Source organism: Runella limosa DSM 17973 (genome assembly GCF_000482465.1).
Classification (GTDB): Bacteria; Bacteroidota; Bacteroidia; order Cytophagales; family Spirosomataceae; genus Runella; species Runella limosa.
Genome location: NZ_KI519429.1, coordinates 168,291 through 193,694 on the forward strand (window position 1 = coordinate 168,291; position 25,404 = coordinate 193,694).

A 25,404-nucleotide genomic window follows, 5' to 3' on the forward strand; every position below is an offset into this window, starting at 1 on the left:
TGAGTAGATTGGGCTTTAGCCCTGATTTTTTACGTTATAATGCTAAAGGTCATGGCTAAAGCCCCAATAATGTCTTAATTATTTATGTCCTCAGCCTAAAGGCTGGAGTTAAAAGAGAGAAAAAAAATTACACAATATGAAAAAAACAGCGATAATGGGGTTTGGGAACCCGTGTCGAAGCGACGACGGAGTCGGCTGCTTTGTAATTGAACAACTCAAAAACCAATTCGCTGAGAATGAACAGGTAAGCTTATTTGACATGGGCACTTCAGCTTTTGAGGTGCTCTTTCACTTACAAGGTCACGAACGAATCATCGTGGTGGATGCCGTGGTCAATTCGGGAGAAACCCCAGGAACGTTGTATCGACTGCCTGCCTCCGAAATCAACGCACACATTCAGGACGACCCAATGGTGTTTTTGCACAGCTTAAAATGGGACCAAGCGCTTTCGTACGCCAAAAAAATCTTGCGGGAAGCATACCCCGACGACATTCAGGTGTATTTGATTGCCGTTGACAACCTTCGGCTTGACATTGGTTTGAGCCAGCCCGTTCGTGAAGCAGGCGACCGCGTTGTTGAGTTGATTTTGAAAGAATTGGAATTAGCCGCGTATGACACTACAGCTTAAAAATGGTCATTTGATTCTACCCGTAGCGTTGGTGCAGTCGGCACTGGAAAACGAAGCGCAGGTCAATTGGGTGTATTATCCCGAGCGACAAACCTTATTGTTGGCAGGAAAATCCAAGCAGTTTTTTGAAAAACTCCATAAAACGAATTGGCAAACGCTCAAAGACAAAAACTTACTTGGGGACAAAGCTTTTTACCTCCGTGGATTATTGCTGGATTTTGAGCTCGACGAGCACGACCGTGAACTGGCTTATGACGTCACCCAAGTGGGCATTATCAACGTACGACTGTGAACCCATTTCCTGATTCTCGCGCAGGTTTTACCCTCAACGTCCGAGGTTTATACAGAGATTTAGAGGTACTTATCAACGACCGTTGGCTTCATTCGACCGAAGTACGTTACCGAATCGAAACCCGAAAAGGACGTTGGCATTTGACCATGGTCTATGTTTATATTCAGAACCCATTGCAGTTTTTATGCCGAAGGCTCGATCATTACGATACCGAAGAAAAAGCTAAATTATACGCTCAATTGTTTCGGCGCGGAATGCAGCGCGACGCCCGAGGAACCCTTAAATCTAACGCTTTACATGTTTTCGATATTTGCCTCAACTGACCAACTCCCTGCTTTACAGGCCATTATTGACAGCGAATTTCGCCTCAACGAAGTCGTCAGTGTCAAAGAAATGCCTTCGATTGGAGAAGAAATCACGAACCGATTTTTGGTGGTACGTGACCATGAAATTTTTATTCCGATTGATTGGGCCAACGAAGCCCCGCCCTACATTCTCCCCTATCCTTTGGAGTTTAGCGCGCAAAATTTGTTGGCAGTGGTTTATACCAAACTCGGAAATTATGAAAAAGCGTACGAATTGGCCGAAATCAACCCGTTTCTTCTTCGGGACATCGACACCCTCAACTGCCTCCAGCACGGGGTGCAGGTGAGAATCACGGAGGAGCCTTTTACAAAGCTGCCGTCCTTTGAAATGTATCGGTATTGGCACAACACCGCCGTCATGACTCACTATGGCGAATTGACCCATTTTGTTCATTACGTTACCATAAAAAAATACTACCAAAAAGCCCTTGAAACGGCCCCCGATGATGAGTGGCGGGCGTTTACGGGCAAACATTATGCCTCTTTACTGCTCGATGCCGACGAATTGGGCGAAGCAGCACAGTTGCTCCACCAATGCCGCGATATGGCGATTTCGGACGATGCACGCATGGAATTACAAAATGTGCAATGTGCCGTTTGGTTGAAGCAGCTACAAATACCGTACGACGAGGCATTGCTGGCTACCATCAAAAATTCGTTGGCTACCCTCATACCGTATTATGAACAACGGCAAAACGGGCCACAAGCAGCACTTTTGCTCATTGATGCTTCCCAAATTGCTAATTTGACGGATAGTTTTGCCGAATCATTGGGTTACATCAATCGAGCGATTGCGTTATTGCGCCAAGAGGACATTCCCGAATTGGTGGCCAATGCGCACTATCGAAAAGGGACACTGTTATACACATGGGCACAAAATGGCAATCCGCAGTTTTTGAAACCCGCCATGGAAGCTTATCAAGAAGCACTTAAACTATTTACCCGTGACAATGCGCCCGAGGTGTTTGCCGAAATTCATCACCATTTGGGAGTAATTTATTCCGAAATTCCTGATGAAGCCAAGAAAAAAGGGATTTGGGCGGCCGTATCGGTAAGTTCTTTCAAAGAAGCACTCCGCTATTTTACCCGCGAAACCAATCCGTACGAATACGCACGCATCTGCAACAGTTACGCCAATGCACTCACCAAATACCCCGAAGCTGCCCAAAGCGACAACCACGCCAAAGCGCTGTCGTTTTATCGGGAGGCGTTGGACGTACGGACGGCGGCAGACTACCCACACGAACGGGCATTGACCTTGCTCAATTTTTTAGAAATAGGCTGGTTTGTCAACCACGAAAATGAAGCAAGCGAAAAAGCGCTGTTGGAAGAAATGGAAAGCTACATTGCCGAATTAGCTCAATTGACCAACGACCCGTCATTGCGAGCAGAAGCTGCGCAACACCAAGAAAAATTGGAGAAATTAAAAGCAGTAGTAAATCTCTTAACCCCACGCTAGCAATGCTTTAGCCCTGACTTTTGAAGTCTAAAAAAGACCTTCCAAGTTTTGAAAACTTGGAAGGTCTATACAAAACCTCTTGATAAATGCACGAAATATCATTAGTACGGAATATTTTCAGAACGTTGGAAGAAGAGTTCCCCAACGACATGCAGCGCGTACGCGGGATTTATTTAAAAGCGGGGCTATTGTCTAATGTCCAGCCTATTTTGATGCAGAACGCGTTTCAGGCCGTTTTGGAAGACCAACCCAAGTACAACAAAACCAGTTTACACGTCGAGGTTTTGTCCATTTTAATTCAATGCGACCTCTGTGGACAAACTTCAGAAGTTGAACAATACCGCTTCGTGTGTAGTCATTGTGGGCGACCAAGTCGAAACGTGATACAGGGAGAAGAATTACTCATCAGTAAAGTAGAATTTGAATAAAAGCTATGCAAAAACCTAAATCAAATCAAGCCTCCGTCGGGTCGGTACAGTGCGAAAACACGACACTTAACTTACTAAAAGTAAACGATTTTGTGGCCAAAGCCATCCGCGACCGACTGCCGAGCATCTTGGTCATCAATGTTTGTTCGTCGCCTGGGAGCGGTAAAACTACCCTCATGCAAGAAACGGGCAAGCGGCTAAAAGGCAAGTTAAACATGGCCGTTTTGGTGGGTGACCCCGAAACCGAGCGCGACGCCATCCGTATGCGCGATGTGGGCATCAACGCCCTGCAAATTGTAACGGGCGGCATGTGCCACATTGAGGCGCAGATGATTTTCCAAGCCCTCGACCACATCGACCTCACAGGTACCGATGTACTATTTATTGAAAACGTGGGCAATTTGGTTTGTCCTGCGGCTTTTGATTTGGGCGAAGACTACCGCGTAACGGTCTTGGCCTGCACCGAAGGCGACGACAAGCCAAAAAAATATCCTCGGATGTTTTTGACGAGTGAACTGCTCATCGTCTCCAAGTCTGACTTGTTGCCTTACGTTCCGTTTTCGGTGGAAGCTGTCACCAAAGATGCTCGCGACGTAAATCCCGACATCGAAGTACTTAGCATTTCGAGTTTGAAAGGCGACGGTATGGAAGCATGGTGCGATTGGTTGACCGAACGCGTTCATGTGAAAAAAGAAAAAACCTCCGAAAAAGTAATGTAAAACCGTTATGTGGGTGGAGACTGCCGAAAATACAATCCAACAAGTTGTTTCTCAAAAGTCAGTTTCTTTTGAAGAACAAACCTATGGTATTCGGCTCACGGGCATCGTGCAGGGCGTTGGATTTCGGCCATTTGTTTATCAACTAGCACATAAATGGGGGTTAACAGGAACAGTGAGCAACGGTCCCGAAGGCGTCAAAGTGGTTTTGAATACCGACCAAACTACGGCAAAACGTTTTTTAGCAACCCTTCTAGCCAATACGCCGTCCCAGGCCTCAGTAGAAAAATATGAGTTAGAATCACTACCTTTTTGCTCCTTTCAAACGTTTACAATCGTTGAAAGTCAAGCTGGTAAACTCACCAATGGGCTCAAACTTACCCCCGATTTTGCGATGTGTGCATCGTGCCGCGAAGAACTACATGACCCACAAAATCGTCGTTTTCGGTATCCATTCATTACCTGTACACAATGCGGGCCGCGCTTTTCCATTCAGCAGGCAGTTCCTTACGACCGCGCCCAAACAACGATGCAGGCTTTTGAAATGTGTCCCGCCTGCTTGGACGAATATAACGACGCCACCTACCATCGTTTTTACTCCCAAACCAATTCTTGTTCCCACTGCGGCATTCAATTGAGCTGGTACACTTGCCGACAATCTACTGCGTATTCTTCCTCTTTTTTACACGATACCCATTGGATTTTAGACCGCGCCCATCGGGCCTTGAAAGCGGGAAAAATTGTGGCGGTGAAAGGAATTGGGGGGTATCTTTTGCTTTGTGATGCCACCAACGAAAGCGCCGTGGCAACCCTTCGCGAACGAAAACACCGACCTACCAAACCCTTTGCCGTCCTTTATCCAACATTAGAAGTTTTACAACGAGAAGCAATCGTCAGTGCCCAAGAATCCGATGCTTTGTTGAGTTCAGTTGCACCGATTATATTGGTACGTCCACGTAAAACTGCTTCCATTGCTCCGTCTGTCAATCCTGGCCTCACGCATTTGGGGGTCATGCTGCCGTATGCTCCTTTGCTGGAATTACTGGCGCACGATTTTGGAAAACCATTGGTCGCGACGAGCGGCAACCGAAGTGGAAGTCCTATTATTTTTAAAGACGCCGACGCCTTGACCGAACTCAGTCAAGTTGCTGATTTTATTCTAACGCACAACCGAGAAATTGTACTTCCCCAAGACGACTCCGTCTTACGATTTTCGTCTTTTTGTGCCAAACAAATTATACTCCGTCGCAGTCGAGGGCTAACGGGAAGCGTAAACGCCAACAGTCTGACCTCAACTACGTCTATCCAACTTTCGTTTGGCGCTTCTCAAAAAAGTACATTTACACTGCTTGCGGCCGATAACCTACATACAAGCCAGTACCTTGGTGATTTGGAAGACTGGGAAACCCAAACGCATTTTAAACATACGCTCCAGCACCTTATAAAGGTATTTGATGTTCAACCTAGTTGTTTTTTAGCCGATGCCCACGAAGGCTATTTTTCCACCCAACTAGCACACGAATGGGCAAAAGCGACGAAGTCACCCCTTCAAAAAATTCAACATCACGTTGCTCATTTTGCCGCTGTATTGACAGAGCACCGACTCACTTCTTCTCCTGAACCCATCGCAGGAATTGTTTGGGATGGCACAGGCCACGGAACCGACGGGCACAGCTGGGGTGGCGAGTTTTTTTTGTATTTTCCTAATCCTTCTCGTCCGTTGGGAGAGAATATCGAGCGAATAGCGCATTTTGAGTATTTCGACTCATTGGCAGGGGATAAAATGGCATTAGAACCTCGTTTATCGGCTTTTTCATTGCTTTTTCCTGAAAAAGAAGAACTGCTTAAAAACAAATTTTCGGAGAAAGAAAGTAGCTTTTACGCCAAGCTTTTAGCTAAAAACACCCTAAAAACTTCCTCCGTTGGCAGACTATTTGACGCCGTCGCCAGTGTTTTAATCGGCATTGACAAAACAAGCTACGAAGGAGAAGCTGCCCTCCAATTGGAGGAATTGGCCGAAAGTTATTTTTTAAAACATGGACTTCTAGTCACACAATACTATTCATTGAAAAATCTCAATTATCGGTTTATTCCTTCCAAGGAACTGCTAGAAGCGGTAGCCGAAGACGTCCTCACGGGCGTTCCAGTAGATGAAATCGCGGCGAAATTTCATGTAACATTAGTCAAAATTATAGAAAAACTCACCCAAGAAACAGGCGTTCAAAAATTAGCTTTTAGCGGTGGGGTTTTCCAAAATGCGTTGTTGGTGGACCTTTGCATTGCGGTCTTGGGAGATACCCACGAGCTGTTTTTCCATCAACAATTTTCGCCCAACGATGAGTGTATCTCGTTTGGGCAGGCTGTCTTAACCCCTTAATCATCAACCCCTCTTAACCTTACTCCTATGTGTTTAGCAATTCCTGGCAAAATAAAATCCATAGAATTTCAGTACGACGGAACAGTACGCATGGCCAAAGTGCTCTTTGGCGGCATCACCAAAGAAGCCAGTTTGGAAATGGTACCTGATGCCAAAGAAGGTGATTATGTGTTGGTTCACGTGGGAGTGGCCATCAGCATCGTCGATGAAGAAGAAGCCCGAAAAACCTTCGAGTATTTGGAGGAAATCGGAGAAATTGATGAGCTGGTAGAATCTTCCCAATTAGACCGCCCTAACCCCCTCTAGTTCCCATGAAATACTTATCAGAATTTCGCGACCCCGAAGTAGTCGAACACTACCTCGAAGAACTGCACAAAGTAGCCACCCGCCCGTGGACAATTATGGAAATTTGCGGCGGGCAAACGCACAGTTTGGTCAAAAATGGCCTTTTAAACTTGCTTCCCAAACAAATCACCATGGTACACGGCCCAGGCTGCCCCGTGTGCGTAACTCCGCTAAACCTCATCGACAAAGCCGTTTACTTGGCCGAAGAAAAAGGAGTGATTTTATGTTCTTTTGGTGACATGATTCGCGTGCCTGGGTCGAGCCGTAGTTTGTTGGAGGCCAAAGCCAACGGCGCCGATGTCCGCATTTTGTATTCGCCATTAGAAGCGGTTAAAATTGCCCAAGAGCATCCCGAGCGTCAGGTCGTTTTCTTTGCCGTAGGGTTTGAGACCACCGCTCCAGCCAATGCGCTTTCGGTGCTTCATGCGCGTCGGTTAGGGCTGACCAATTATTCCATTTTAGCCTCTCATGTACTTGTTCCTCCTGCTATGGAGGCCGTTATCAACGACGGTGAGGCGCAAATTCAGGGCTTTTTGGCGGCAGGGCACGTTTGTACCATTATGGGATTGGAGGAATACGAACCCATTGTTCAAAAATACCATATCCCAATGGTAGTCACTGGATTTGAACCTGTGGATTTATTACAAGGGATTTTGATGACGGTCAAACAACTTGAAAACGGCGAGGCTAAACTCGAAAACCAATACAGTCGCGTAGTGAAAGCCAACGGCAACCCCGAAGCAAGAAAAGTCATTGAACAAGTGTTTGAGGTCTCTGACCGCGAATGGCGGGGCATCGGAAACATCCCACTCAGTGGTTGGGAAGTCAAAGCATCGTTGGCGGAATTTGATGCCAATCGAAAGTTTTCCATTTCAATTGCCAAAGCCTCCGAATGCGCCGATTGCATTGCGGGGCAAGTCCTAAAAGGTATCAAAAAACCGTTTGAATGCTCACAATTTGGCAAAGGCTGCACGCCCATCACACCGCTGGGCGCACCCATGGTATCGTCGGAAGGAGCCTGCGCAGCCTATTACCATTTTGCCGAAGCAGATGCAGTATAATTTTACAAACTATGATTTCACTCGATTGCCCCATGCCTAAACTTGACTTTGACGTTATCACGCTTGGTCACGGAAGTGGTGGAATTTTAACCAACCAACTCCTCGAATCGGGAGTATTCGATTTACTCAAAAACCCATTGCTCGACGAACACCACGACGGTGCCATATTTGAGTGGTCGGGGAGAACGGCATTTTCTACCGATAGCTACGTCATTTCACCCATTTTTTTCCCAGGAGGAAACATCGGCGAACTGGCCGTTAACGGAACAGTCAACGATTTGGCCATGTGCGGCGCAGTGCCTAAATACCTTTCGTTGAGCTTCATCTTGGAAGAAGGGCTTACAATGAAAGAGTTTTGGGAAATACTGGTCTCCATTCGCCGAGCTGCCGAAAAGGCGGGCGTAATCATCGTAACGGGCGATACCAAAGTGGTAGAAAGAGGCAAAGGAGATAAAATTTTTATCAACACCTCTGGCTTGGGCAACATCCACCCGCAAGCCCACATTTCTACTAAAAATGTACGGGCAGGTGACAGAATCATCGTAAGCGGGTCGATTGCCACGCACGGCATCGCCATCATGTCGGTGCGGGAAGGCTTGGAATTTGAAACAACCCTTACCAGCGATTCTGCCCCGTTGAACCATACTGTAAAAGCATTATTGGACGAATTTGGGACGGATATTCACTTGCTCAAAGACCCGACGCGCGGTGGCGTAGCATCTGTCCTTAACGAAGTAGCCCGCGACTCTCGCTTGGGCGTCAATCTTTTTCAACAGCCGATACCCGTCCTCGAAGAAGTACGCGGCGCTTGCGAGTTGCTTGGTCTTGACCCACTTTACGTGGCTAACGAAGGGGTTTTTATGGCATTTGTTCCTGCTGAAAAAGCCGAAGAAATTGTGCAAAAACTTCGGACGTTGGCGTACGGTCAGGACGCCGCTGTCATTGGTGAAGTAACCACCGAACACCCCAAACAAGTAGTGCTTCACAGCCGAATTGGGGGAAAACGGGTTGTAAATATGTTGGTGGGGGAACAGCTTCCTCGTATTTGTTAACCTAACCTCACCCAAACCTTATAGGTTTCAAAAACCTATAAGGCTTAAAAGCTATCTACCATGAACCTAAACATCGCCATTACCGACACCACGGAAGCTCCGCCGCCGCCCCTTTCCACTTCCAATGCTCGCACTACCTATGCTGCATCCTTGGCAGGGAAAGCACCGATGGTCGAAAAAGCAACCATTTTTCGGGGAGATGAAGGAAATCCTTTATTAGCACCACGCGGTGTGTGGGCCGTTGGAAACCGCCTGTTGGTGGCAGATACGGGTCAAAATCGGCTATTTTGTTGGAATACGCTGCCAGACACCGAATTTGCAGCCCCCGACCTTGTGTTAGGCCAACTCGAAACGTCGCACACGGGACGAAACGCGGGTAGCAAAGTCCATGCGGGCTCGTTGCAGTACCCTTCGGGGATTTGGTCAGACGGGCAGCGATTGGTGGTCGCCGACGCGTGGAATCACCGAGTACTGATTTGGAATAAATTCCCCACTCAAAATGGGCAAGATGCCGATGTGGTTATTGGACAACCCGATTTCGAGAGCAACTTACCTAACCTTCAGGGCGTTGGAGCTATGCCTTCGGCTCAGTCGCTGTATTGGCCATACAGTGTTTTTTCGGACGGCCAACGGCTATGGATTTGCGATACGGGTAACCGTCGTGTTTTGTTTTATGAAGCGTTCCCCACCCAAAACTTCACCGCTGCCGACGCCGTCATTGGAAAACCTGATTTTACAGAACGTGACTACGAAAATCATGAACCGATTTGGCCCTATTCCGTCCGAGTCAATGCCGAAGGTGTACTGTCGATTGCCGATACGCAATATTACCGAAACCTCATTTGGCACCGTTGGCAAGATGCCTTCGCCCAACCCGCCGACGTCATCATCGGCCAGCCCGATTTTGACGCGAATGGAATGAATCAATTCAGTTTGTTTCCCCAACAAAACTCCATGAGCTGGACCTACGACGCTTTTTTTTACCAAAATGGGTTATTTGTTGCCGATACGGGAAATAGCCGCCTGCTTTGGTTTGACCGCGTTCCTACCGAAAACAACGCCTTGGCCGACAACCTCATTGGCCATGATAATTTTAGAACAGGCAGCGAAAATAGCAATACCCGCTTTGGCACCGACAAGCAATTGTACTGGCCATTTTCGCTTTGTGCCGTGGAGAATTGTTTGGTGGTAGCCGATACGGGCAATCACCGCGTGCTTTTGTATCAAATTACCAATCCTTAACCAGTTTACTTACATGGAACTCGCCCCTTTGTTTTTCGCCGTTGTTGTTGGGTTTTCGCACTGTTTTGAGGCTGACCACCTGGTGGCGGTCAGTAGCATTGTCACCCGCAGAGACTCCACCTCAGCCGCGCTCAAAGACGGGGCATTTTGGGGTCTTGGTCATACGTCCACGATACTATTGGTGGCATTGGTGTATATGCTTGGCAAATTTGTACTTTCCGAAACCATTTTTCAGTACTTTGAAGCAGGTGTAGGACTGATGCTCATTGTATTAGGCATTCACCGAATTGTAAAATTAAAATCCGAACTCCATCACCCTCACGTCCACGAACCTGCGTACGGATTGGCATACGGTGTGGGGCTTATGCACGGCTTGGCAGGAAGTGGTGGGCTGTTGATTTCGGTATTGACCCAAATCAAAGAACCAAGTCATGCTTTTCTGTACCTGTTGTTGTTTGGCCTGGGTTCTGTCGCGGGTATGATGGTAGCAGCAGGGGCTTTCAGTCTGCCTTTTTCGAGTAAATTGTTCCAAAATCGCCACCTCTTGCGTGGGTTAACACTGGTTTCAGCCGCTTTGTGTATAGGTTTAGGGGCAAAAATTGTTTTGGAGAATGTTTGAATTGGGCGTCAGAGACGCTGTACCATTTTTACCCCAAATGATAGTTTGGGGCAAGCGATAAATAACAGTCGGGTTGTGAGCAACCCTCTTCACTAAGATGAATTACAACGAAGCTGATTTTGTCCAATACGCCCTCCAGCAAATGGAGATTCCGATACTTAACCGTAACGGCAAATATTTTGACCTTGCAGGCGGCTTTTCGTTGGAAGTCGAAGGCCGAGATTTGTACCGCCTTTCGTTTGAACAATGGGTCATTTCTCCCTTCGACGACATCGGAACGCTCTGTCAATTTATCAAAACCAACCTCACACCCAGCACGAATGAATAAATACGAAGTTTTTGTGATAGCCATGGCCGAAAGTGAGTCGCAACGTGGTCATTATGTTTTAATTTTAGAAGAGCCCATTTCTAAACGACGTATTCCAATCATTGTTGGAACAAATGAAGCGCAAGCCATCGCCATACATTTAGAGGGACTTCAACCTTCGCGCCCCCTTACCCACGATCTATGCCAAACCATTATTCAAAAGCTTGGTGCCAAAGCCAAGGAGGTCTGCATTTACCAAATTCAACAAGATATTTTTTACGCAAAATTGTACCTGCAAGGCCCAAAGGAGCTATTAGAAATCGAAAGCCGTCCTTCAGACGCCATTGCCTTAGCAGTACGGATGCACTGTCCCCTTTACGTTAGCGACCAAGTGTTGGAAGAAGCAGGGTATTTGTTGGATGAAAAAGGCCGTGAGAAAAAATCCTATGCCGAATATACGTTGGAAGAACTAGAAGAATTGTTGGCCAAAGTGATTGCCAAAGAAGACTACGAAAGCGCCGCCCGCTTGCGCAGTGCCATCGAAAAGCGCAAACAAAGTTGAGAATTTTTCCCAAATTGCGGCACTATTATCTAAACCTGGCTTACCTATGATTCCATCTATTACTTTAAATAACGGCATTCAAATGCCCCAATTAGGCCTCGGCGTGTATGACCCTCAGCCTGGGCACGACATTCGGCAAGCGGTTTTGTGGGCGTTAGAACTTGGGTACCGCCTTATCGATACGGCCGCAGCTTATCACAACGAAATTGAAGTAGGACAAGCCATGCGCGACAGCGGTTTAGCCCGCGAAGATATTTTTTTGACAACCAAAGTTTGGAACGACGACCAAGGTTATGAATCAACCCTCAAGGCATTTGAAGAAAGCCTCCGTAAACTCAACACCGATTACGTTGATTTATATCTGATTCACTGGCCCGTACGCGAACACCGAATCCAAACGTGGAAAGCCCTTGAAAAAATTTATGCCGATGGCAAGGCCCGTGCCATTGGGGTTTCTAATTATTATGCGCCTCATTTTGAGGAGCTTTGGCCGCACACATCCATCGTTCCTGCGGTTAATCAAATTGAGTTAAGTCCGTATTGTCACTTGCCCGAAGAATTGAACTACTGTCGCCAACGAGGTATTCAAATTGAAGGGTATGCGCCTTTGGTGCGAGGGCTAAAATCCGATGACCCGCGACTCATCAACATCGCTAAGAAATACAACAAAAGTACGTTTCAGGTACTTATCCGTTGGACACTTCAGCAAGGAGCCATCACGATTCCAAAATCGGTTTCAAAGCACCGTATCGCGACCAATATAGACGTTTTTGACTTTGAATTGTCGGCCGAAGATTTTGCAGAAATGAATACTTGGCACGACGATACCCGCATTGCCTGGAACCCAATGGAGTTTTTGTAGAAAATGAAAAATAAATCCTCCATTACCTCTCCACACGACAAGCTCGTCAAAGAACTTTTCTCTGACCGCCAGCTTGCGCGTGCTTTTTTGGAAGAAATGCTTCCTAGTGAAGTCGTGTCTTTATTGAATTTAGAATCGCTTCAGCACCAAAACAATTCGTATTTATCTCCACCCATGGAGGAAATATTTTCAGATGTGGTCGTTGAAGTCAGCCTAAAAAATAGCGACGATTCACTGCAAATATCCCTCTTAATTGAGCATAAATCGTACAAAGACCCTCGCGTGAGTTTTCAACTTATGCGTTATTTGGCAGAAGGATACTGGCAGCAGTTAAAAAATAAACAGCCCTTACGCCCAATAATACCACTCTTGTTTTATCATGGAAAACAGCGATGGCGTTTAAAACAAATGGAAGACTTCTTCCCAAATTACCCTTCGATTTTTCAGCGCTATATTCCTTCCTTTGGAATAGAATTCGTCAGCCTCATTCAAATGGAAGACGAACGCCTGGAGCAATTGCGAAACGGAGTATTGAGTGCAACTCTTGGGTTATTACGCTACTCTCATGACTGGCCAACACTGCTTAAACGATTACCAAGAATCATGGAGTCTTTAAGTTCCTCCCAAGGAACTGGCTTTGTTATGAGTTTGTTTGTATATTTGTTTAGCGTGACCGAACTGACGGTAGAACAGTTAAAAGAAAATTTACCTGAAGATATAAAAACGACTTTTATGAGCACCTACGACAGAATCATGGCAGAAGGTATTGAAAAAGGCATTGAGAAAGGCATCGAAAAGGGTATTGAAAAAGGTATTGAGAAAGGTATCGAAAAAGGTATCGAAAAAACGATATTGAATGCCTATGATAACGGCATTAGCTTAGAAACCATTCGTGTTATTACAGGAGAAAGTGCAGAAAAAATCACGCAAATTTTGCAACGTAATAATCGCCTAGCTTAGGGTACGTTTCATTACTCCTACTACTCTTTGAAGCTCGTCTTCGGTTAAGTTTGACCCCGATGGAAGGCATAAACCGTCGTCGAAAAGTGTTTCTGCTACTTGTCCACCGTAGTAGGGCGTTCCTTCAAACACAGGCTGGAGGTGCATCGGCTTCCACAAAGGGCGCGCTTCAATGCTTTCTGCCCCCATGGCCATTCGTAGGGTTTCGCGCGTCACGCCGCTCGTTTTTGTTACATCCACCCGAATACAGCTCAACCAGCGATTCGCATAACTCCCTTCTCTTTCGGGCTGAAACGCAATACGTTCATCTCCTTCAAAGGCTTGTTGGTACCATGAAAAATTAGCCCGCCGCTGGTTTACACGTTCGTCGATAACCTGCATTTGGCCACGGCCAATTCCCGCGCAAATGTTGCTCATTCGGTAATTATAGCCAATCTGCGAGTGTTGATAATGAGGAGCGTTGTCGCGGGCTTGGGTAGCCAAAAAGCGTGATTGTTGTATCAATGTTTCGTCCTCTGATAGCAAAGCCCCGCCGCCCGATGTGGTGATGATTTTATTACCATTAAAAGATAGAATATTCAACTTTCCAAAACTCCCCAATTTACGTCCCTGCCAACTCGCCCCCAATCCTTCGGCAGCATCTTCGATGAGGGGCACTTCGTAGCGTGTACACACCTCTATGATTTCGTCGATTTTAGCGGGCATACCATACAAATGCACGGCAATCACTGCTTTTACATTTTTCCCTTTGGCTCGTTCTCCCTTGATTGCTTCTTCTAATGCCTCGGGGCAGATATTCCACGTTTCCCATTCCGAATCCACAAATACGGGCGTAGCTCCTTGATATACAATGGGGTTGGCCGAAGCAGCAAACGTAAACGACTGACAAATAACAACATCTCCCTCCCCTACCCCAAGCATCACCAGCGCTAAGTGTAGCGCCGCCGTCCCCGACGACAACGCCGCCGCATGGCCTACGCCTACATAACGGCTCAGGTCTTGTTCAAACCCATCGACATTAGGCCCCAAAGGCGCCACCCAATTGGTTTCAAACGCTTCTTGTACGTACTTTTGTTCATGACCGCTCATGTGCGGCGAGGAAAGCCAAATTTTATTCATTATTCCATAGAAATCTTGCCGAAAGATGTGGAACTTTCGGCAAGTTCGCAAATTAAACCCGATTCCATGTACGTTCTGACCAATTGCACCATTTACACGGGAGAAAACATCCTTACCCACCATGCCGTGGTCGTTGACGGCAACCGCATCGACCGCATCGTACCTACCAACCTGATTCCAACCGACTTACCCGTTTATGACCTTCAGGGCCACGACCTCACCGCAGGCTTTATCGACATTCAATTGTACGGCGGTCAAACGGGCTTTTTTGTGCGTGATTTATCGATTGAATCGTTGGAAGAGATGGTCAGTACCCATCAGCAGGACGGTACGGCGGCCATTATACCTACTTTGTACTCTACTTCACGAGAACGTATTTTAAAAGCCATTGAAGTAACCAAAGCGTATATCGCATCGGGCAAAACGGGCGTACTTGGTCTTCATATTGAGGGGCCATTTATCAACCCAGAAAAAAGAGGAGCACACAGCGCAACTCAGGTACGTATCCCAACCGAAACAGAACTAGAAGAAATCATTGAGCAAAGCCAAGGGCTACTTACCCTGATGACGATTGCGCCCGAAGTGTGGCCTCCTCAGCTTCTTGCTCGCCTCCAAAACAGCCACATTCAACTCTCGATGGGTCATACCAACGCTACTTACCAACAAGCCAAGGCTTTTTTGGGCTCGGGAATTTCGATGGCGACACACCTTTACAATGCCATGCGTCCCTTTGAAAGCCGCGAACCTGGGGTAGTCTCGGCGATTTGGGACACGCCAACGGTACATGCCAGCATCATTGCCGATGGCCACCACTGCGACTCCGCTACCATTCGTATCGCCAAGCAACTTATGGGCAACCGTCTTTTTTTGATTTCAGATGCCACCTTGGCTAAAATCGAACCGCAACGCTTTGTTTTTGAAGATTTTACGGCCAATTACGACGGTCATCGCCTGCTCAACGACGATGGAAAATTGGCGGGTTCGGCCATTACGCTGCTCGATGCCGTTCGTTTTTGTGTCCAAACGGTGGGGCTTTCCAAAGAAGAAGTTTTTCGAATGGCCTCAACCTACCCTGCGCAAGTGGTAGGGGTAGGTGAACGTTTTGGAAAAATCAAAGCAGGTTACGCCGCCACTTTTGCCGTGCTCGACGACCAACAACGCCTCGTTTCTTTTTTCCGCCTCAATGATTTGAAACCCTAAATAATAATAACACCACTACAATGAAACCAGAAAAACTAGCCGCGCTCACTGACGAACAGCTCCTAAAACAAAAGAAACTCCTCAAAAACACCCACAAGTTTATCCTAGCTACGGGGATTGTGGCCTTATTCATCGCCTGTTTGCTATTTGGTTACCACGTTGGAAAAGACGCTGCCACGGGCGGGCAAAGTAACTTTTATTATAAGCCTTTGCTCCCTTTTGTTCTATTCTTTATCATTGGCAATGTGGTGATTTCATCAGAAAAAAAATCCATTGACGGCGAAATCAAGAAACGGAATTTGGAGTAGCCAGCGTAAATCCCAAGATGACTTCGTCTAATCTTGGGATTGTGTTACCAAATTTATTAGATTTGGCCTGTATCCAACCCTCCCAAAACCTAAACTACATAAATTCAAGCACATGAGCTCCCATTGCTTAAATTGTCATCAAACATTAAAAAGTAATTTTTGCCCTAATTGTGGACAAAGTACCAAAACGCATCGTTTTTCCATTGAGCATTTTGTCTTACATGACCTTGTCCATGGAGTATTGCACCTCGACAAAGGCTTTTTTTATACCATCAAGGAGCTCTTTCTTCGCCCTGGGCACAGTATTAGAGAATATGTGCAAGGTAAAAGGGTCAAACATTTCAATTATTTCACCTTTATTATTTTAATCATCACACTGGGGCATTTTATTGGAAGTATTTCAGATGTCAAACTAATAGATACCACCAACTATTTTTCAGATGACCAACAATTACTGACCCGATTTGAAGAATTAATGAGTGCAAATCCCAAAATAGTTACCATGCTCAGAATACCTTTTTTGGCATTGTTTAGTCTTCTATTTTTTCGAAAAAGTGAGCAGAACTATACCGAGCACTTGGTCCTTAACATTTACAAAGTTTCTGGGGAGTTACTTATTGCCATCGTTTTTACGCTCCTTGCAATTGTATTCAAAAACGTCATTCCTCTTAATTACTTCTTCGTTGGTACAGGAAGTCTAATTTTAGTCTTTTCAATTTGGTTTTATTATCAGTATTTTTCGGTGTTTGGCTACTCTAAAATCGGTTTATTCATTCGCAGTTTATTGATTTCAGTCATCATCTTTTTGGCGATTGCTAGCATCACAGCTTTTATGATTGGAGTCCAAGATGGGTTCAACGACGCAAAGTAACAAGTCCCTACCCCTCCATCCACGCTTTAAAATGCGGGGCCTTTTCGCGGCTTACGAGGATGTCGTGCGAGGGCTCGGGCTGAAGTTCGAGTTTGAGCTTGCCGTTAAAATAAGTATGAATCTTCTGCACAGCAGCCAACGAAGCGATGTACTGCCGATTGAGCCGAAAAAACAGCGTGGGGTTGAGCAACCGTTCTAACTCTTCGAGGGTATAATCGACCAAAAACTGACGGTTATCGCTTCGGACCAAACACACCATTTCGTTGGTCGTATAAAAATAGGCGATTTCTTCCTGCGGAATGGGCAACAATTGGTCGTTGTAGGGCACTAAAAAGCGTGTTTTATGCTTTCGCCCCACGGCAGGCATTGAATCTAGCAGCGACTGAATTTTTAAGGTGTAATCATTGGCAGAAAAAACCCGTTGGCTTTCCTTAAACTTCGTAATCGCTGCTTCCAATTCTTGCGGTTTGATAGGTTTTAGCAAGTAATCTATACTCTTGACTTTGAAGGCTTTGATAGCGTATTCGTCGTAGGAAGTCGTAAAAATAATGGGACTAGCAATCGCCATTGATTCAAAAATCGCAAAACTGAGTCCGTCGGAAAGCTGGATGTCGGAAAATATCAAATCGGGTGCAGGATGCGTTGAAAACCAACGTTTCGAGCTTTCGATACTGTCAAGAACCGCCACAATTTCTATTTCTTTATCAATTTTTTTAATCAGCTTCTCAAGGCGTTCGGCGGCGGGATATTCGTCTTCTATCAGGATAGCTTTCATGACTTTAGGCTTCTAACAAGGGCAGTTTTACTTTAAATGACCACTCATTTCGCAGGATTTCAACTTGTTGTTCGGTCAGCAGTCGGTAGCGATTGATGATGTTTTGAAGCCCCACTTTGGTCGATTTCTCAAAGGTCATTTTTTCTTGAAGGTTGTTCTCTACCGTCAAAAACCCATCTTCTTGTACAATCCTGATTTTCAACGGCTTTTCTTTAGAAACCACGTTGTGTTTAATCGCATTCTCAATCAACATCTGAATACTCAACGGCGCTACGTGCAACTGGCTTGTATCGGTCAAAAGCTGGGTTTCTACCTGCAAATTTTCCCGAAATCGAATTTTATTAAGATAAATGTACGCATCCAAAAACTGCATTTCTTCCTCCAAGGTTACGGTATTTTTTTCCCGACTTACCAACACGTACCGATACACGTCCGACAGCTTGTCGAGGTAGTTTTGGGCGGGGCTATTTTCATCGTCGATGAGCGAGGCCAACGTATTGAGACTATTGAACAAAAAATGAGGATCCAGCTGATTTTTAAGCGCGTCCAATTGCGACTGTACATTTTCGCGAGCTAGGGCTTCGGTCTTTTGGACGTGCGATTTCCACGATTGAAAAAAGAAGGCACTTTCATACATCAACGTCACAATAATAGTCGGAATGAGGCTGATTTTAAACCCAATCAACACCTCATTGATACGGTCGAAATTGGAGATGTTGGAACAAAAAAAGTAATCAATAAAAGCGCTCACGACCAAGGTATAAATCAAGCCCACCAAAGTCTGCCAAATAAGCCGACGGGCGGTTTGGCGGTAATGAGGAAATTTCTTCCGCATCAAAATAAACATTGCACGGTTGCCCTCCCAAATCAAGAACGTGTTCATAAAACACGAGCTTACCCAATAAAAAATATCTTTGGCATTTCCGCCCGTAAAGACTTCTTTGTTCATCACGATTGGAAGCAAAATACTTAAAAGTGGAATGCCAATTAGTCGTACTTTGCGGTCGTTGATGTAGGGAGGTTCCATGCGAAATTTCCTCATTTTTTATCAAATATACGGAATATTTACACCTTTTGGTTCTTCAAAAATGCCTCCAATGACGTGCTCGGCTCGCCAAGTTCTTTCCAAAGTGCTTGACCGTAAAAATCTTCGGTGGTACCTTCATAAAAGGCAAACAAGTCGGCCAAACTCTTCATGGTTGGCGAGAAAAACCCAATTACTTTAACCATCCAGAGAGGTAAAACTTGCAATTTCAGGGAAGGTTTTTGGGCTTTTAGCCGTTGATAAACGGCTTCGTAGTCCATTTTTTCGCGTCCTTGTACTACGTAATGTTGGTAATAAGCCGTTGGGTTTCCTACCGCTTTGGCGACCCATTGGGCATAATCGGTCGAATTAGTCCAATAAAATTCTACGGGTTTTCCCACCCACTGCAAGGTTTCTTTTTTGATGGCCCATTCGATGCTGTCCAAAAACCACGTTGGGTGAAAAATCGTAAACGGAATACCCGATTCTTCGATGTAACGATGCCCCTCGCGGCGGGTTTGATTTTGGTAAAATTCCTTAGGCTGGCGAATCGACGGGTGAGCACCTAACGCACCAATCTTCAAAATTTGCTGAACACCTACCGCTTGACACGCCTCCACGATATTTTTGACGCCTTCTCGCTCCAAAAAAAACGAGCTTTTCGCGCCATTCTCCTCGGCACTTAGATTGACGTAAACGTAAGTACTGCCTTTCAAAGCGCGCGACAAACTTGGTACGTCGCGCACATCAGCCACCGCAAATGTCACTTCTTTTGGGAGCAATTGTTTGGCTTTTTCGGGATTACGCACCACTGCCCGTACTTGATAGCCGTAAGCCAAGAGGGCTTTCACTACGGGAATGGCCAAACGCCCCGTAGCGCCTATGACAGAAATAATGGTTGTTGAATTCATGGGAAATTTAACAAATTAAAAGGTTAGACGATAGAACGGTATGGACAAAAACCCTTGCTGATGGTAAGCGAAAATTCCCGACGGTTTGGGTAGATTGGACAAAAGAGTAATATCCCAAAAGTAGCAAAAAGAAAAGCTTTGTTTTCATGGCCTTTGTTATGGTTTGTTTTCGGTACAAAATTCTCCGAAAACCAGCCCCTCTCAAACGTAACAGCAGGTGAAGTGACAAAATAGCCTAGGTGAAATGCAAACAACGACGGGCGAAACGCTCACTGATACCGCTTTTTTGTCTATTTTTGCTCTCTAATCCATTCCAATTTACCCTCTTTACGACTCAACAGTATCTTATGTATCGAAAACTGCCTGCGTCCCTCCAGTTGGTATATAGCTTTTCTCTCAAATCATTGCTATTTTGCCTTTGGGGAATAGTTGGAGGAGAAAATATAGCCCAAGCCCAAAGTAAAATCGATACCTATTTATCTCTGAAAGGACAGGCTCGCTTGGATAGCTTGCTATTACAACAACATTTAGTCTGGTATAACTTAGACAGCACTTCCGCCTTTGCTCAAATAGACATCATAAAAAAACATGGCCTGCAGTCCAATGACCAACTGTTGGCTATTTATGCCGATTATTTAAGGGCATACTACTTACTGGGGGGCAAACAAAAAAACATCGAAATCGCCTACTCTCGTTTTCAAAACGTAGTAAAAAAGTTAGAAAAACTACCTTCAAGCACTCTTAAAACCGCTTTTTTGGCCGACGTCGAACACAACATGGGGGTGACACTGTACTTGACCCGCGACGTTTCCAGCAAATGTATCAACCATTTGTTGGCGGCAGATTTAGCTTTTCGAAAAATCGGCTACGAAAATTTCGCCTTTGCAGGTTACCGCCTTACTTATTTGGCCTTGTATTATTTAAAGCGAGCTTCGGACGCAGAAACGGCTTTAAAATACTTAAAAGAAGGCGAAACGTACATTCAGAATGACCCCGTTGATTTTCACCGCATTCAGTTGTACCGCAACATTGCGTTGTGTTTGGTAGAAAAAAAACAGTACCAAGAGGCCATTCGATACAATCAGTTAGGCATTGCACAAGTGCATACGCGCAAAGACAGCCTTCGCATTGGTGCTTTGAATGGCAACATTGGAGAAATCATTTTGGCGCACTTTCCCAACCCCAACGAAGCCGAACCTTACTTTAAAAAAGAGTTGTGGTATCGGCTCCGTTTCAAGCCCGACGGCTACGAAGACCTCTCTAAATTGTACAGTAATTTGTGCCAAGTAGCTGGCCACAAACGAAATCCAGCGGAAGTAACGCACTATTACAACCAAGCCATAAAAGTGGCCGAACTCAACACTGACAAGGCGGCATGGTACCCCGCACACAGCGATATCTATCGAAGTAGGATGATTGCCGACACCTTGCTTGGTGATTATAAAAGTGCCCTAAAACACGAATTTTTGTTTCAGGATGCCCAAAGTAAAATCAAAAAAGATGACCTAAGCAAATCAGCAGTTGAAGCGTCGGTTCGGTTTGACTCTGAAAAACTAAAACTACAAGCCGAACTAGCCAATCAACAAACCCAAAACTCGCGATTTTGGATTGCGTTTGTTTCTTTGTTGCTACTTGTGACGCTGTTGGTGGGGTATTTTATTTATTATCGCTTGCAAACACGAAGGGAGGAATTAGCCCGTCAGCTGCTATTTGAGCAAAAAGAAGCGGAACGTTTGGCGGAATTAGACACCCTAAAAACCCGATTTTTCACCAATATATCCCACGAGTTTCGTACTCCATTGACTTTGCTTTTATCTCCCCTGCAAGATTTGCAAAAGGAGTTTCCTAGACGCACTATTTTTCAAATGATGCAGCGAAATGCCGAACGATTACTGTCATTGATTAGTCAGTTGTTGGATTTAAGCAAATTAGAAGCGGGAAAAATGGAAGTTCAGTTGCAAGAAGGCGATTTATCTCAATTTTTACAGTACATATTTTCTTCGTTTGAATCTCTAGGACAAGACAAAAATATATTGTTCCAATATCAACAAAGTCGGGAGCATCAATTTGCTTATTTTGATGCGGATAAAATTGAAAAAATTACAACCAATTTACTTTCTAACGCTTTTAAATTTACCCCAGAAAATGGACGTATTCAGATACGAGCTGATTATTCTGACACTTCATTATTGATAGAAGTCAAAGATTATGGCATTGGGATAGATAAAGAAAGTTTACCCAAAATATTTGAACGATTTTACCAAATTGACGACAGTACACAACGTAATTATGAAGGAACAGGGGTGGGTTTAGCTTTGGTAAAAGAGCTAGTAGAAGTATTGGGTGGAACAATTAGTGTAGCAAGCGAGCTAGGACGAGGAACTACCTTTAATATCAAGCTACCTACTGAATTTTTAGATAAAAAACCAGAGAGCACAACAAACACTTTACATTTCAACAATACTGCTAAAATTTCTGACAATGTTTTAGAAAATAAAACGACAAACGAAGAAGAGTACCCCGTGCTACTTATTGTAGAAGACAACGCAGATTTACGCGCGTACATTCGGAGCCAGTTTGAAGCAACTTTCTTTATTATTGAGGCAAAAGATGGGAAAGATGGATTAGAAAAAGCATTGGAGACTATTCCAGATTTGGCCATTTGCGACCTGATGATGCCATATTTGGATGGGTTTGAATTTTGCAAGCAGCTCAAAACCGACATGCGAACAAGCCACATTCCAGTGGTGATGCTGACTGCCAAAGCCGCCATTGAAGACCGTCTAGTAGGTCTTGAGTTAGGTGCCGACGATTATCTTTCTAAGCCATTCAATACCGATGAATTGCAAATTCGGGTTCGTAATTTGATAAAAATTCGTGAAAATATTCGCCAAAAATACAACACACCAAAACTCTTAACAACGGAAGCAGAGCCAACAATTCAGCCCCAAATCCATGACAAAGAATTTTTAGAGAAAATAAATCATGTATTAGAGAAAAATATCAGCAATTCGGCCTTTGAAATGGAAAACTTGGCTAAGAGTTTATCTATTTCAAGCACTCAGCTTCGTCGAAAACTAAAGGCACTTACAAATCAGACCATTATTGAATACGTAAGAAATTATCGCCTTGATAAAGCCGCTCAAATGTTAAAAAATGGCGATGCGTCTGTTTCCGAAATTGCTTATAAAGTTGGATTTGAAAGTCTTTCTTATTTTTCAAAAGTATTTCAAGAACGTTTCCAACAAAGCCCTTCTGAATGGAAATAAATTAAAGCCCCCAAAATCTAGTATTGTTGGGGGCTTTAATTCACACCTATTATTTTTTAATCACTTTCAATGTCTCCTGTTTGTCATTTGTAATGACCCGTAATAAGTACAATCCTTCAGGAAGCATTTCAACGTTCATTTCTTCATAATGCGCATTCGTTTCAGGACTAAAAGTCCGACGCAACACCTGACGCCCCGACGCATCTAACAGTTCTGTTTGTACCGATTGCCCCTTGCTGTCTTGTACTTGAAGGCGAAGGATGTTGGTGACGGGATTGGGGAGGATAGCCAGCCCCCTAGCCCGCGCGGCGGACCGTCCCAATGGGGGAACTAATACCCCTTTCTCTTCGCCACCGCTCTCCGCTGTCCTCGCTGCGCCTACGCCCACGCCATCTTTCGATTGGATTCTGAACCAGTATTCTTGATAGGCCAACACATTACCCTGTGGTTGGCGCGTTGAAGGATAGATACTGCCCCAACCTTTCATGTCCCAATAACGAATACCTAGTTTGTACAAACCTTTCGGTAAACCTGCGTCATAGACGTTACCGCCCGCACCGTTGTCTTGGTAGAAACCGTAGGCAGGATGATTTTGGGCATAAAGCTCAGTCCAGCCTTCGCGGTTAGCGTACATGAAGTACGGTGCGTTGTTCTCATGTGTGTTGAATGAGCGAATCACCCCCATTTCAGGTGTCGCCAACATATCAAAAGTCAATGAACCGTCCGTACTCAAGCCGCAGGCTTCTACGTTGATTGTCCAGTAGCGAGGGGCTATTTTATTGGCGTTTTCTACAAAATACAAAGTCGGGTTTTGCTGCGTACTTTGCTCCAATTCAGGTCCACCGTCGCGCGTGATGAACTGGCTACTCCACAATGATTTGTCATTCGCTGGTTTCACCGCCGATTTGGTTTCACCCACGTTGATCAACGTCACCACAAAAGCATTCCAGTAAATATCTTTACGAATACTTTCTGAACTTTGACAACCACCGTCAAAAAGACACTTAGCCCAGTACGTTTGTTTGGTCACGTTATTGAAAGCCACTTCAAAACTTGGCGCAGTCACACCTGTGTTCCAGAACGTTTGGCTTCCCGCAGGGCAGTTCGCCGAAATGGTGACCGTCGTTCCTGTGCAAACAATCTCTTGCGAAACCGTAATTACAGGCGCTACTTGCGTTGGTGTCAAGGTAAACGTCACCACATTACTTTTCTCACTCACACAACCGTTTTCCGTTTGACAACGAGCGTAGTAAGACGTCGTGGCACTTGGAACGGTTGATGGTAAACTTGGCAGAGCCACGTTCGTAGCTGCATTGTACCAAACTGTTCGCAAACTTCCGCAGGATGACAATCCACTGAAACTGGCAGAAGCATCACAACTGCTTGTTGCTGACAACGACACCGTCGGTGCAGTAGGAATAGTCACCAACTTTAACCGCATCACACCCGATTCAGATTCCACGCAAGAAGGCGTTCCGTCTGATTTACGACAACGTACGCGGTAATTATGGAATTGATTATCCACCAAGCCCGTTGGCACACCCGATGAATATTCACCACCATCCACTGAGTAAAGCACGATTTCACCCGCCGCACAATTGGCATTAAACGTCAGCGGAATTGTAACCAAACTACACACTTCTTTGGTCTCGCCCACGGCAACTGTCACGCCATCTACCACCAGCGACACGTTTTGTGGAACAGTGGCGCGGTTATTAATCGTCAATTCTATTACGCCTGAATAGGTCGAAGTACAATTGGCATCGCAGGCCGATTGGTAGCGGTGGGGTTGGTTATTCGATGGTTGGGAAACTGGAGCAGTTGCTGACCATGCACTCCACGCGCCGTTACCCACTTGAACCCGCCAAACAGGCGAACCAACCACGCACAAACCCGAAACATTAAACTGTAAACTATTCACAGGATTCGCATCTGTATCACACAAAACAGGGTTGTTGCCTTCTACCAACACTTGTTGGAGCGTACTAAGGGTAATGGTAGGTTTGCCTTGAATAGCAACAACCGTCGTCGCATTTACCCCTGCGCAACCGCCTGACGATGCAAGCGAATACGTCACCGTGTAGGTACCTGCCGTCGATGTACTTGGATTGATTGCGCCAGTCGCCCCGTCAATACTCAAGCCCGACGTTGAGCTAAACGTCCCGCCGCTGCTACCTGTTAAGGTCACCGCTGCACTTGTCACACTTTTGCAAAAAGGAGTATTGGCATAATTTATCGTCGCACTTGGTATATCCGTAATTGTCACACTCGCCATCGCACTCACTGCTGCGCAACCGCCTGACGATGCAAGCGAATACGTCACCGTGTAGGTACCTGCCGTAGATGTACTTGGGTTGATTGCGCCCGTCATCCCATCAAGAGTCAAACCTGAAGTGGAACTGAATGCCCCGCCGCTGCTGCCAGTCAAGGTCACCGCTCCGCTGGTTAAACTTTTGCAAAAAGGACTGCCTGAATAATTGATTGTCGCACTCGGTGTATCCGTAATTGTCACATTCGCCGTCGCACTCACTGCCGAACAACCACCTGACGCCGCAAGCGAATACGTTACTGTGTAAGTCCCTGCCGTAGATGTACTTGGATTGATTGCACCCGTCGTCCCGTCAAGGCTCAAACCCGATGTGGAACTAAACG

The 25,404-nt window shown here is 45.5% G+C and carries 25 protein-coding genes; 20 read left to right on the forward strand and 5 right to left on the reverse strand.

Features of this window, described 5'->3' with window-relative positions:
* Nucleotides 1-136: 136 nt before the first annotated feature.
* The 16 genes from K339_RS35260 (at nt 137) to K339_RS0129565 (ending at nt 13,275) form a co-directional block, all read left to right on the forward strand.
* Nucleotides 137-628, forward strand: coding sequence for a hydrogenase maturation protease (locus K339_RS35260; RefSeq protein ID WP_037302213.1), 492 nt, complete (start codon nt 137-139; stop codon nt 626-628).
* The gene (locus tag K339_RS0129495; protein ID WP_028526814.1) at nt 612-920 is read left to right on the forward strand and encodes a hypothetical protein; all 309 of its coding nucleotides are present in this window, start codon (nt 612-614) and stop codon (nt 918-920) included. Before K339_RS35260 ends, K339_RS0129495 begins: the two co-directional genes overlap by 17 nt.
* Entirely contained in the window at nt 917-1,243 is a 327-nt protein-coding gene (locus K339_RS0129500; RefSeq protein WP_028526815.1) for a hypothetical protein, read from the forward strand. The genes K339_RS0129495 and K339_RS0129500 overlap by 4 nt, the downstream gene beginning before the upstream one ends.
* A complete protein-coding gene (locus K339_RS0129505) occupies nt 1,218-2,744 on the forward strand; it encodes a hypothetical protein (protein WP_028526816.1) in 1,527 nt (508 codons plus the stop codon). Before K339_RS0129500 ends, K339_RS0129505 begins: the two co-directional genes overlap by 26 nt.
* Nucleotides 2,745-2,830: 86 nt before the next feature.
* Entirely contained in the window at nt 2,831-3,172 is a 342-nt protein-coding gene (locus K339_RS0129510; protein ID WP_028526817.1) for a hydrogenase maturation nickel metallochaperone HypA/HybF, read from the forward strand.
* A gap of 5 nt (nt 3,173-3,177) precedes the next feature.
* On the forward strand, nt 3,178-3,891 hold the full coding sequence (gene hypB, locus K339_RS35265; RefSeq protein ID WP_051398346.1) for a hydrogenase nickel incorporation protein HypB: 714 nt from the start codon (nt 3,178-3,180) through the stop codon (nt 3,889-3,891).
* 7 nt (nt 3,892-3,898) lie between these two features.
* Nucleotides 3,899-6,265 (forward strand): carbamoyltransferase HypF, encoded by a 2,367-nt coding sequence (hypF, locus tag K339_RS0129520; protein WP_084332355.1) that lies wholly within the window; start codon nt 3,899-3,901, stop codon nt 6,263-6,265.
* Between the two features lie 27 nt (nt 6,266-6,292).
* On the forward strand, nt 6,293-6,571 hold the full coding sequence (locus tag K339_RS0129525) for a HypC/HybG/HupF family hydrogenase formation chaperone (protein WP_028526819.1): 279 nt from the start codon (nt 6,293-6,295) through the stop codon (nt 6,569-6,571).
* Nucleotides 6,572-6,576: 5 nt separating this feature from the next.
* The gene (gene hypD / locus K339_RS0129530; RefSeq protein ID WP_028526820.1) at nt 6,577-7,671 is read left to right on the forward strand and encodes a hydrogenase formation protein HypD; all 1,095 of its coding nucleotides are present in this window, start codon (nt 6,577-6,579) and stop codon (nt 7,669-7,671) included.
* A gap of 11 nt (nt 7,672-7,682) precedes the next feature.
* Nucleotides 7,683-8,723 carry a hydrogenase expression/formation protein HypE gene (hypE, locus tag K339_RS0129535; protein WP_229598849.1) on the forward strand — a complete coding sequence of 347 codons (1,041 nt, stop codon included), beginning with the start codon at nt 7,683-7,685 and terminating at the stop codon, nt 8,721-8,723.
* Nucleotides 8,724-8,783: 60 nt separating this feature from the next.
* Nucleotides 8,784-9,965, forward strand: coding sequence for an NHL repeat-containing protein (locus K339_RS0129540; RefSeq protein ID WP_028526822.1), 1,182 nt, complete (start codon nt 8,784-8,786; stop codon nt 9,963-9,965).
* A 13-nt stretch (nt 9,966-9,978) separates the two neighbouring features.
* On the forward strand, nt 9,979-10,584 hold the full coding sequence (locus tag K339_RS0129545; RefSeq protein WP_028526823.1) for an urease accessory protein: 606 nt from the start codon (nt 9,979-9,981) through the stop codon (nt 10,582-10,584).
* 97 nt (nt 10,585-10,681) lie between these two features.
* Nucleotides 10,682-10,912 (forward strand): hypothetical protein, encoded by a 231-nt coding sequence (locus K339_RS0129550; RefSeq protein WP_028526824.1) that lies wholly within the window; start codon nt 10,682-10,684, stop codon nt 10,910-10,912.
* A complete protein-coding gene (locus K339_RS0129555; RefSeq protein WP_028526825.1) occupies nt 10,905-11,453 on the forward strand; it encodes a bifunctional nuclease family protein in 549 nt (182 codons plus the stop codon). The genes K339_RS0129550 and K339_RS0129555 overlap by 8 nt, the downstream gene beginning before the upstream one ends.
* Before the next feature lie 46 nt (nt 11,454-11,499).
* Nucleotides 11,500-12,315 (forward strand): aldo/keto reductase, encoded by an 816-nt coding sequence (locus K339_RS0129560; protein ID WP_028526826.1) that lies wholly within the window; start codon nt 11,500-11,502, stop codon nt 12,313-12,315.
* A 3-nt stretch (nt 12,316-12,318) separates the two neighbouring features.
* Entirely contained in the window at nt 12,319-13,275 is a 957-nt protein-coding gene (locus tag K339_RS0129565; protein WP_028526827.1) for an Rpn family recombination-promoting nuclease/putative transposase, read from the forward strand.
* On the opposite strand, the gene K339_RS0129570 is transcribed toward K339_RS0129565, so the two are convergent.
* Nucleotides 13,267-14,394, reverse strand: coding sequence for a DegT/DnrJ/EryC1/StrS family aminotransferase (locus K339_RS0129570; protein ID WP_084332356.1), 1,128 nt, complete (start codon nt 14,392-14,394; stop codon nt 13,267-13,269). The genes K339_RS0129565 and K339_RS0129570 overlap by 9 nt on opposite strands.
* Before the next feature lie 66 nt (nt 14,395-14,460).
* Between K339_RS0129570 and nagA the strand changes: the two genes are divergently transcribed.
* The 3 genes from nagA (at nt 14,461) to K339_RS0129585 (ending at nt 16,773) form a co-directional block, all read left to right on the forward strand.
* A complete protein-coding gene (gene nagA, locus K339_RS35270) occupies nt 14,461-15,594 on the forward strand; it encodes an N-acetylglucosamine-6-phosphate deacetylase (protein WP_064751025.1) in 1,134 nt (377 codons plus the stop codon).
* 20 nt (nt 15,595-15,614) lie between these two features.
* Nucleotides 15,615-15,902: a hypothetical protein gene (locus K339_RS0129580; protein WP_028526829.1), complete on the forward strand. Its 288-nt coding sequence runs from the start codon at nt 15,615-15,617 to the stop codon at nt 15,900-15,902.
* A gap of 112 nt (nt 15,903-16,014) precedes the next feature.
* Nucleotides 16,015-16,773, forward strand: coding sequence for a DUF3667 domain-containing protein (locus K339_RS0129585; RefSeq protein WP_028526830.1), 759 nt, complete (start codon nt 16,015-16,017; stop codon nt 16,771-16,773).
* Nucleotides 16,774-16,780: 7 nt separating this feature from the next.
* Here K339_RS0129585 and K339_RS0129590 read toward each other — a convergent pair whose 3' ends face one another.
* Genes K339_RS0129590 through K339_RS0129600 form a run of 3 tightly spaced genes read right to left on the reverse strand, consistent with a single transcriptional unit; the run spans nt 16,781 to nt 19,483 of the window.
* The gene (locus K339_RS0129590; protein ID WP_028526831.1) at nt 16,781-17,548 is read right to left on the reverse strand and encodes a LytR/AlgR family response regulator transcription factor; all 768 of its coding nucleotides are present in this window, start codon (nt 17,546-17,548) and stop codon (nt 16,781-16,783) included.
* A gap of 4 nt (nt 17,549-17,552) precedes the next feature.
* On the reverse strand, nt 17,553-18,590 hold the full coding sequence (locus tag K339_RS0129595) for a sensor histidine kinase (protein WP_028526832.1): 1,038 nt from the start codon (nt 18,588-18,590) through the stop codon (nt 17,553-17,555).
* Between the two features lie 23 nt (nt 18,591-18,613).
* A complete protein-coding gene (locus K339_RS0129600; RefSeq protein WP_028526833.1) occupies nt 18,614-19,483 on the reverse strand; it encodes an SDR family oxidoreductase in 870 nt (289 codons plus the stop codon).
* A gap of 347 nt (nt 19,484-19,830) precedes the next feature.
* Between K339_RS0129600 and K339_RS36360 the strand changes: the two genes are divergently transcribed.
* Nucleotides 19,831-22,752 (forward strand): hybrid sensor histidine kinase/response regulator transcription factor, encoded by a 2,922-nt coding sequence (locus K339_RS36360; protein ID WP_051398349.1) that lies wholly within the window; start codon nt 19,831-19,833, stop codon nt 22,750-22,752.
* 49 nt (nt 22,753-22,801) lie between these two features.
* Here the strand turns inward: K339_RS36360 and K339_RS35280 are convergent.
* The coding region (locus K339_RS35280) for a T9SS type A sorting domain-containing protein (RefSeq protein ID WP_037302217.1) at nt 22,802-25,404 on the reverse strand (2,603 nt) is incomplete at its 5' end.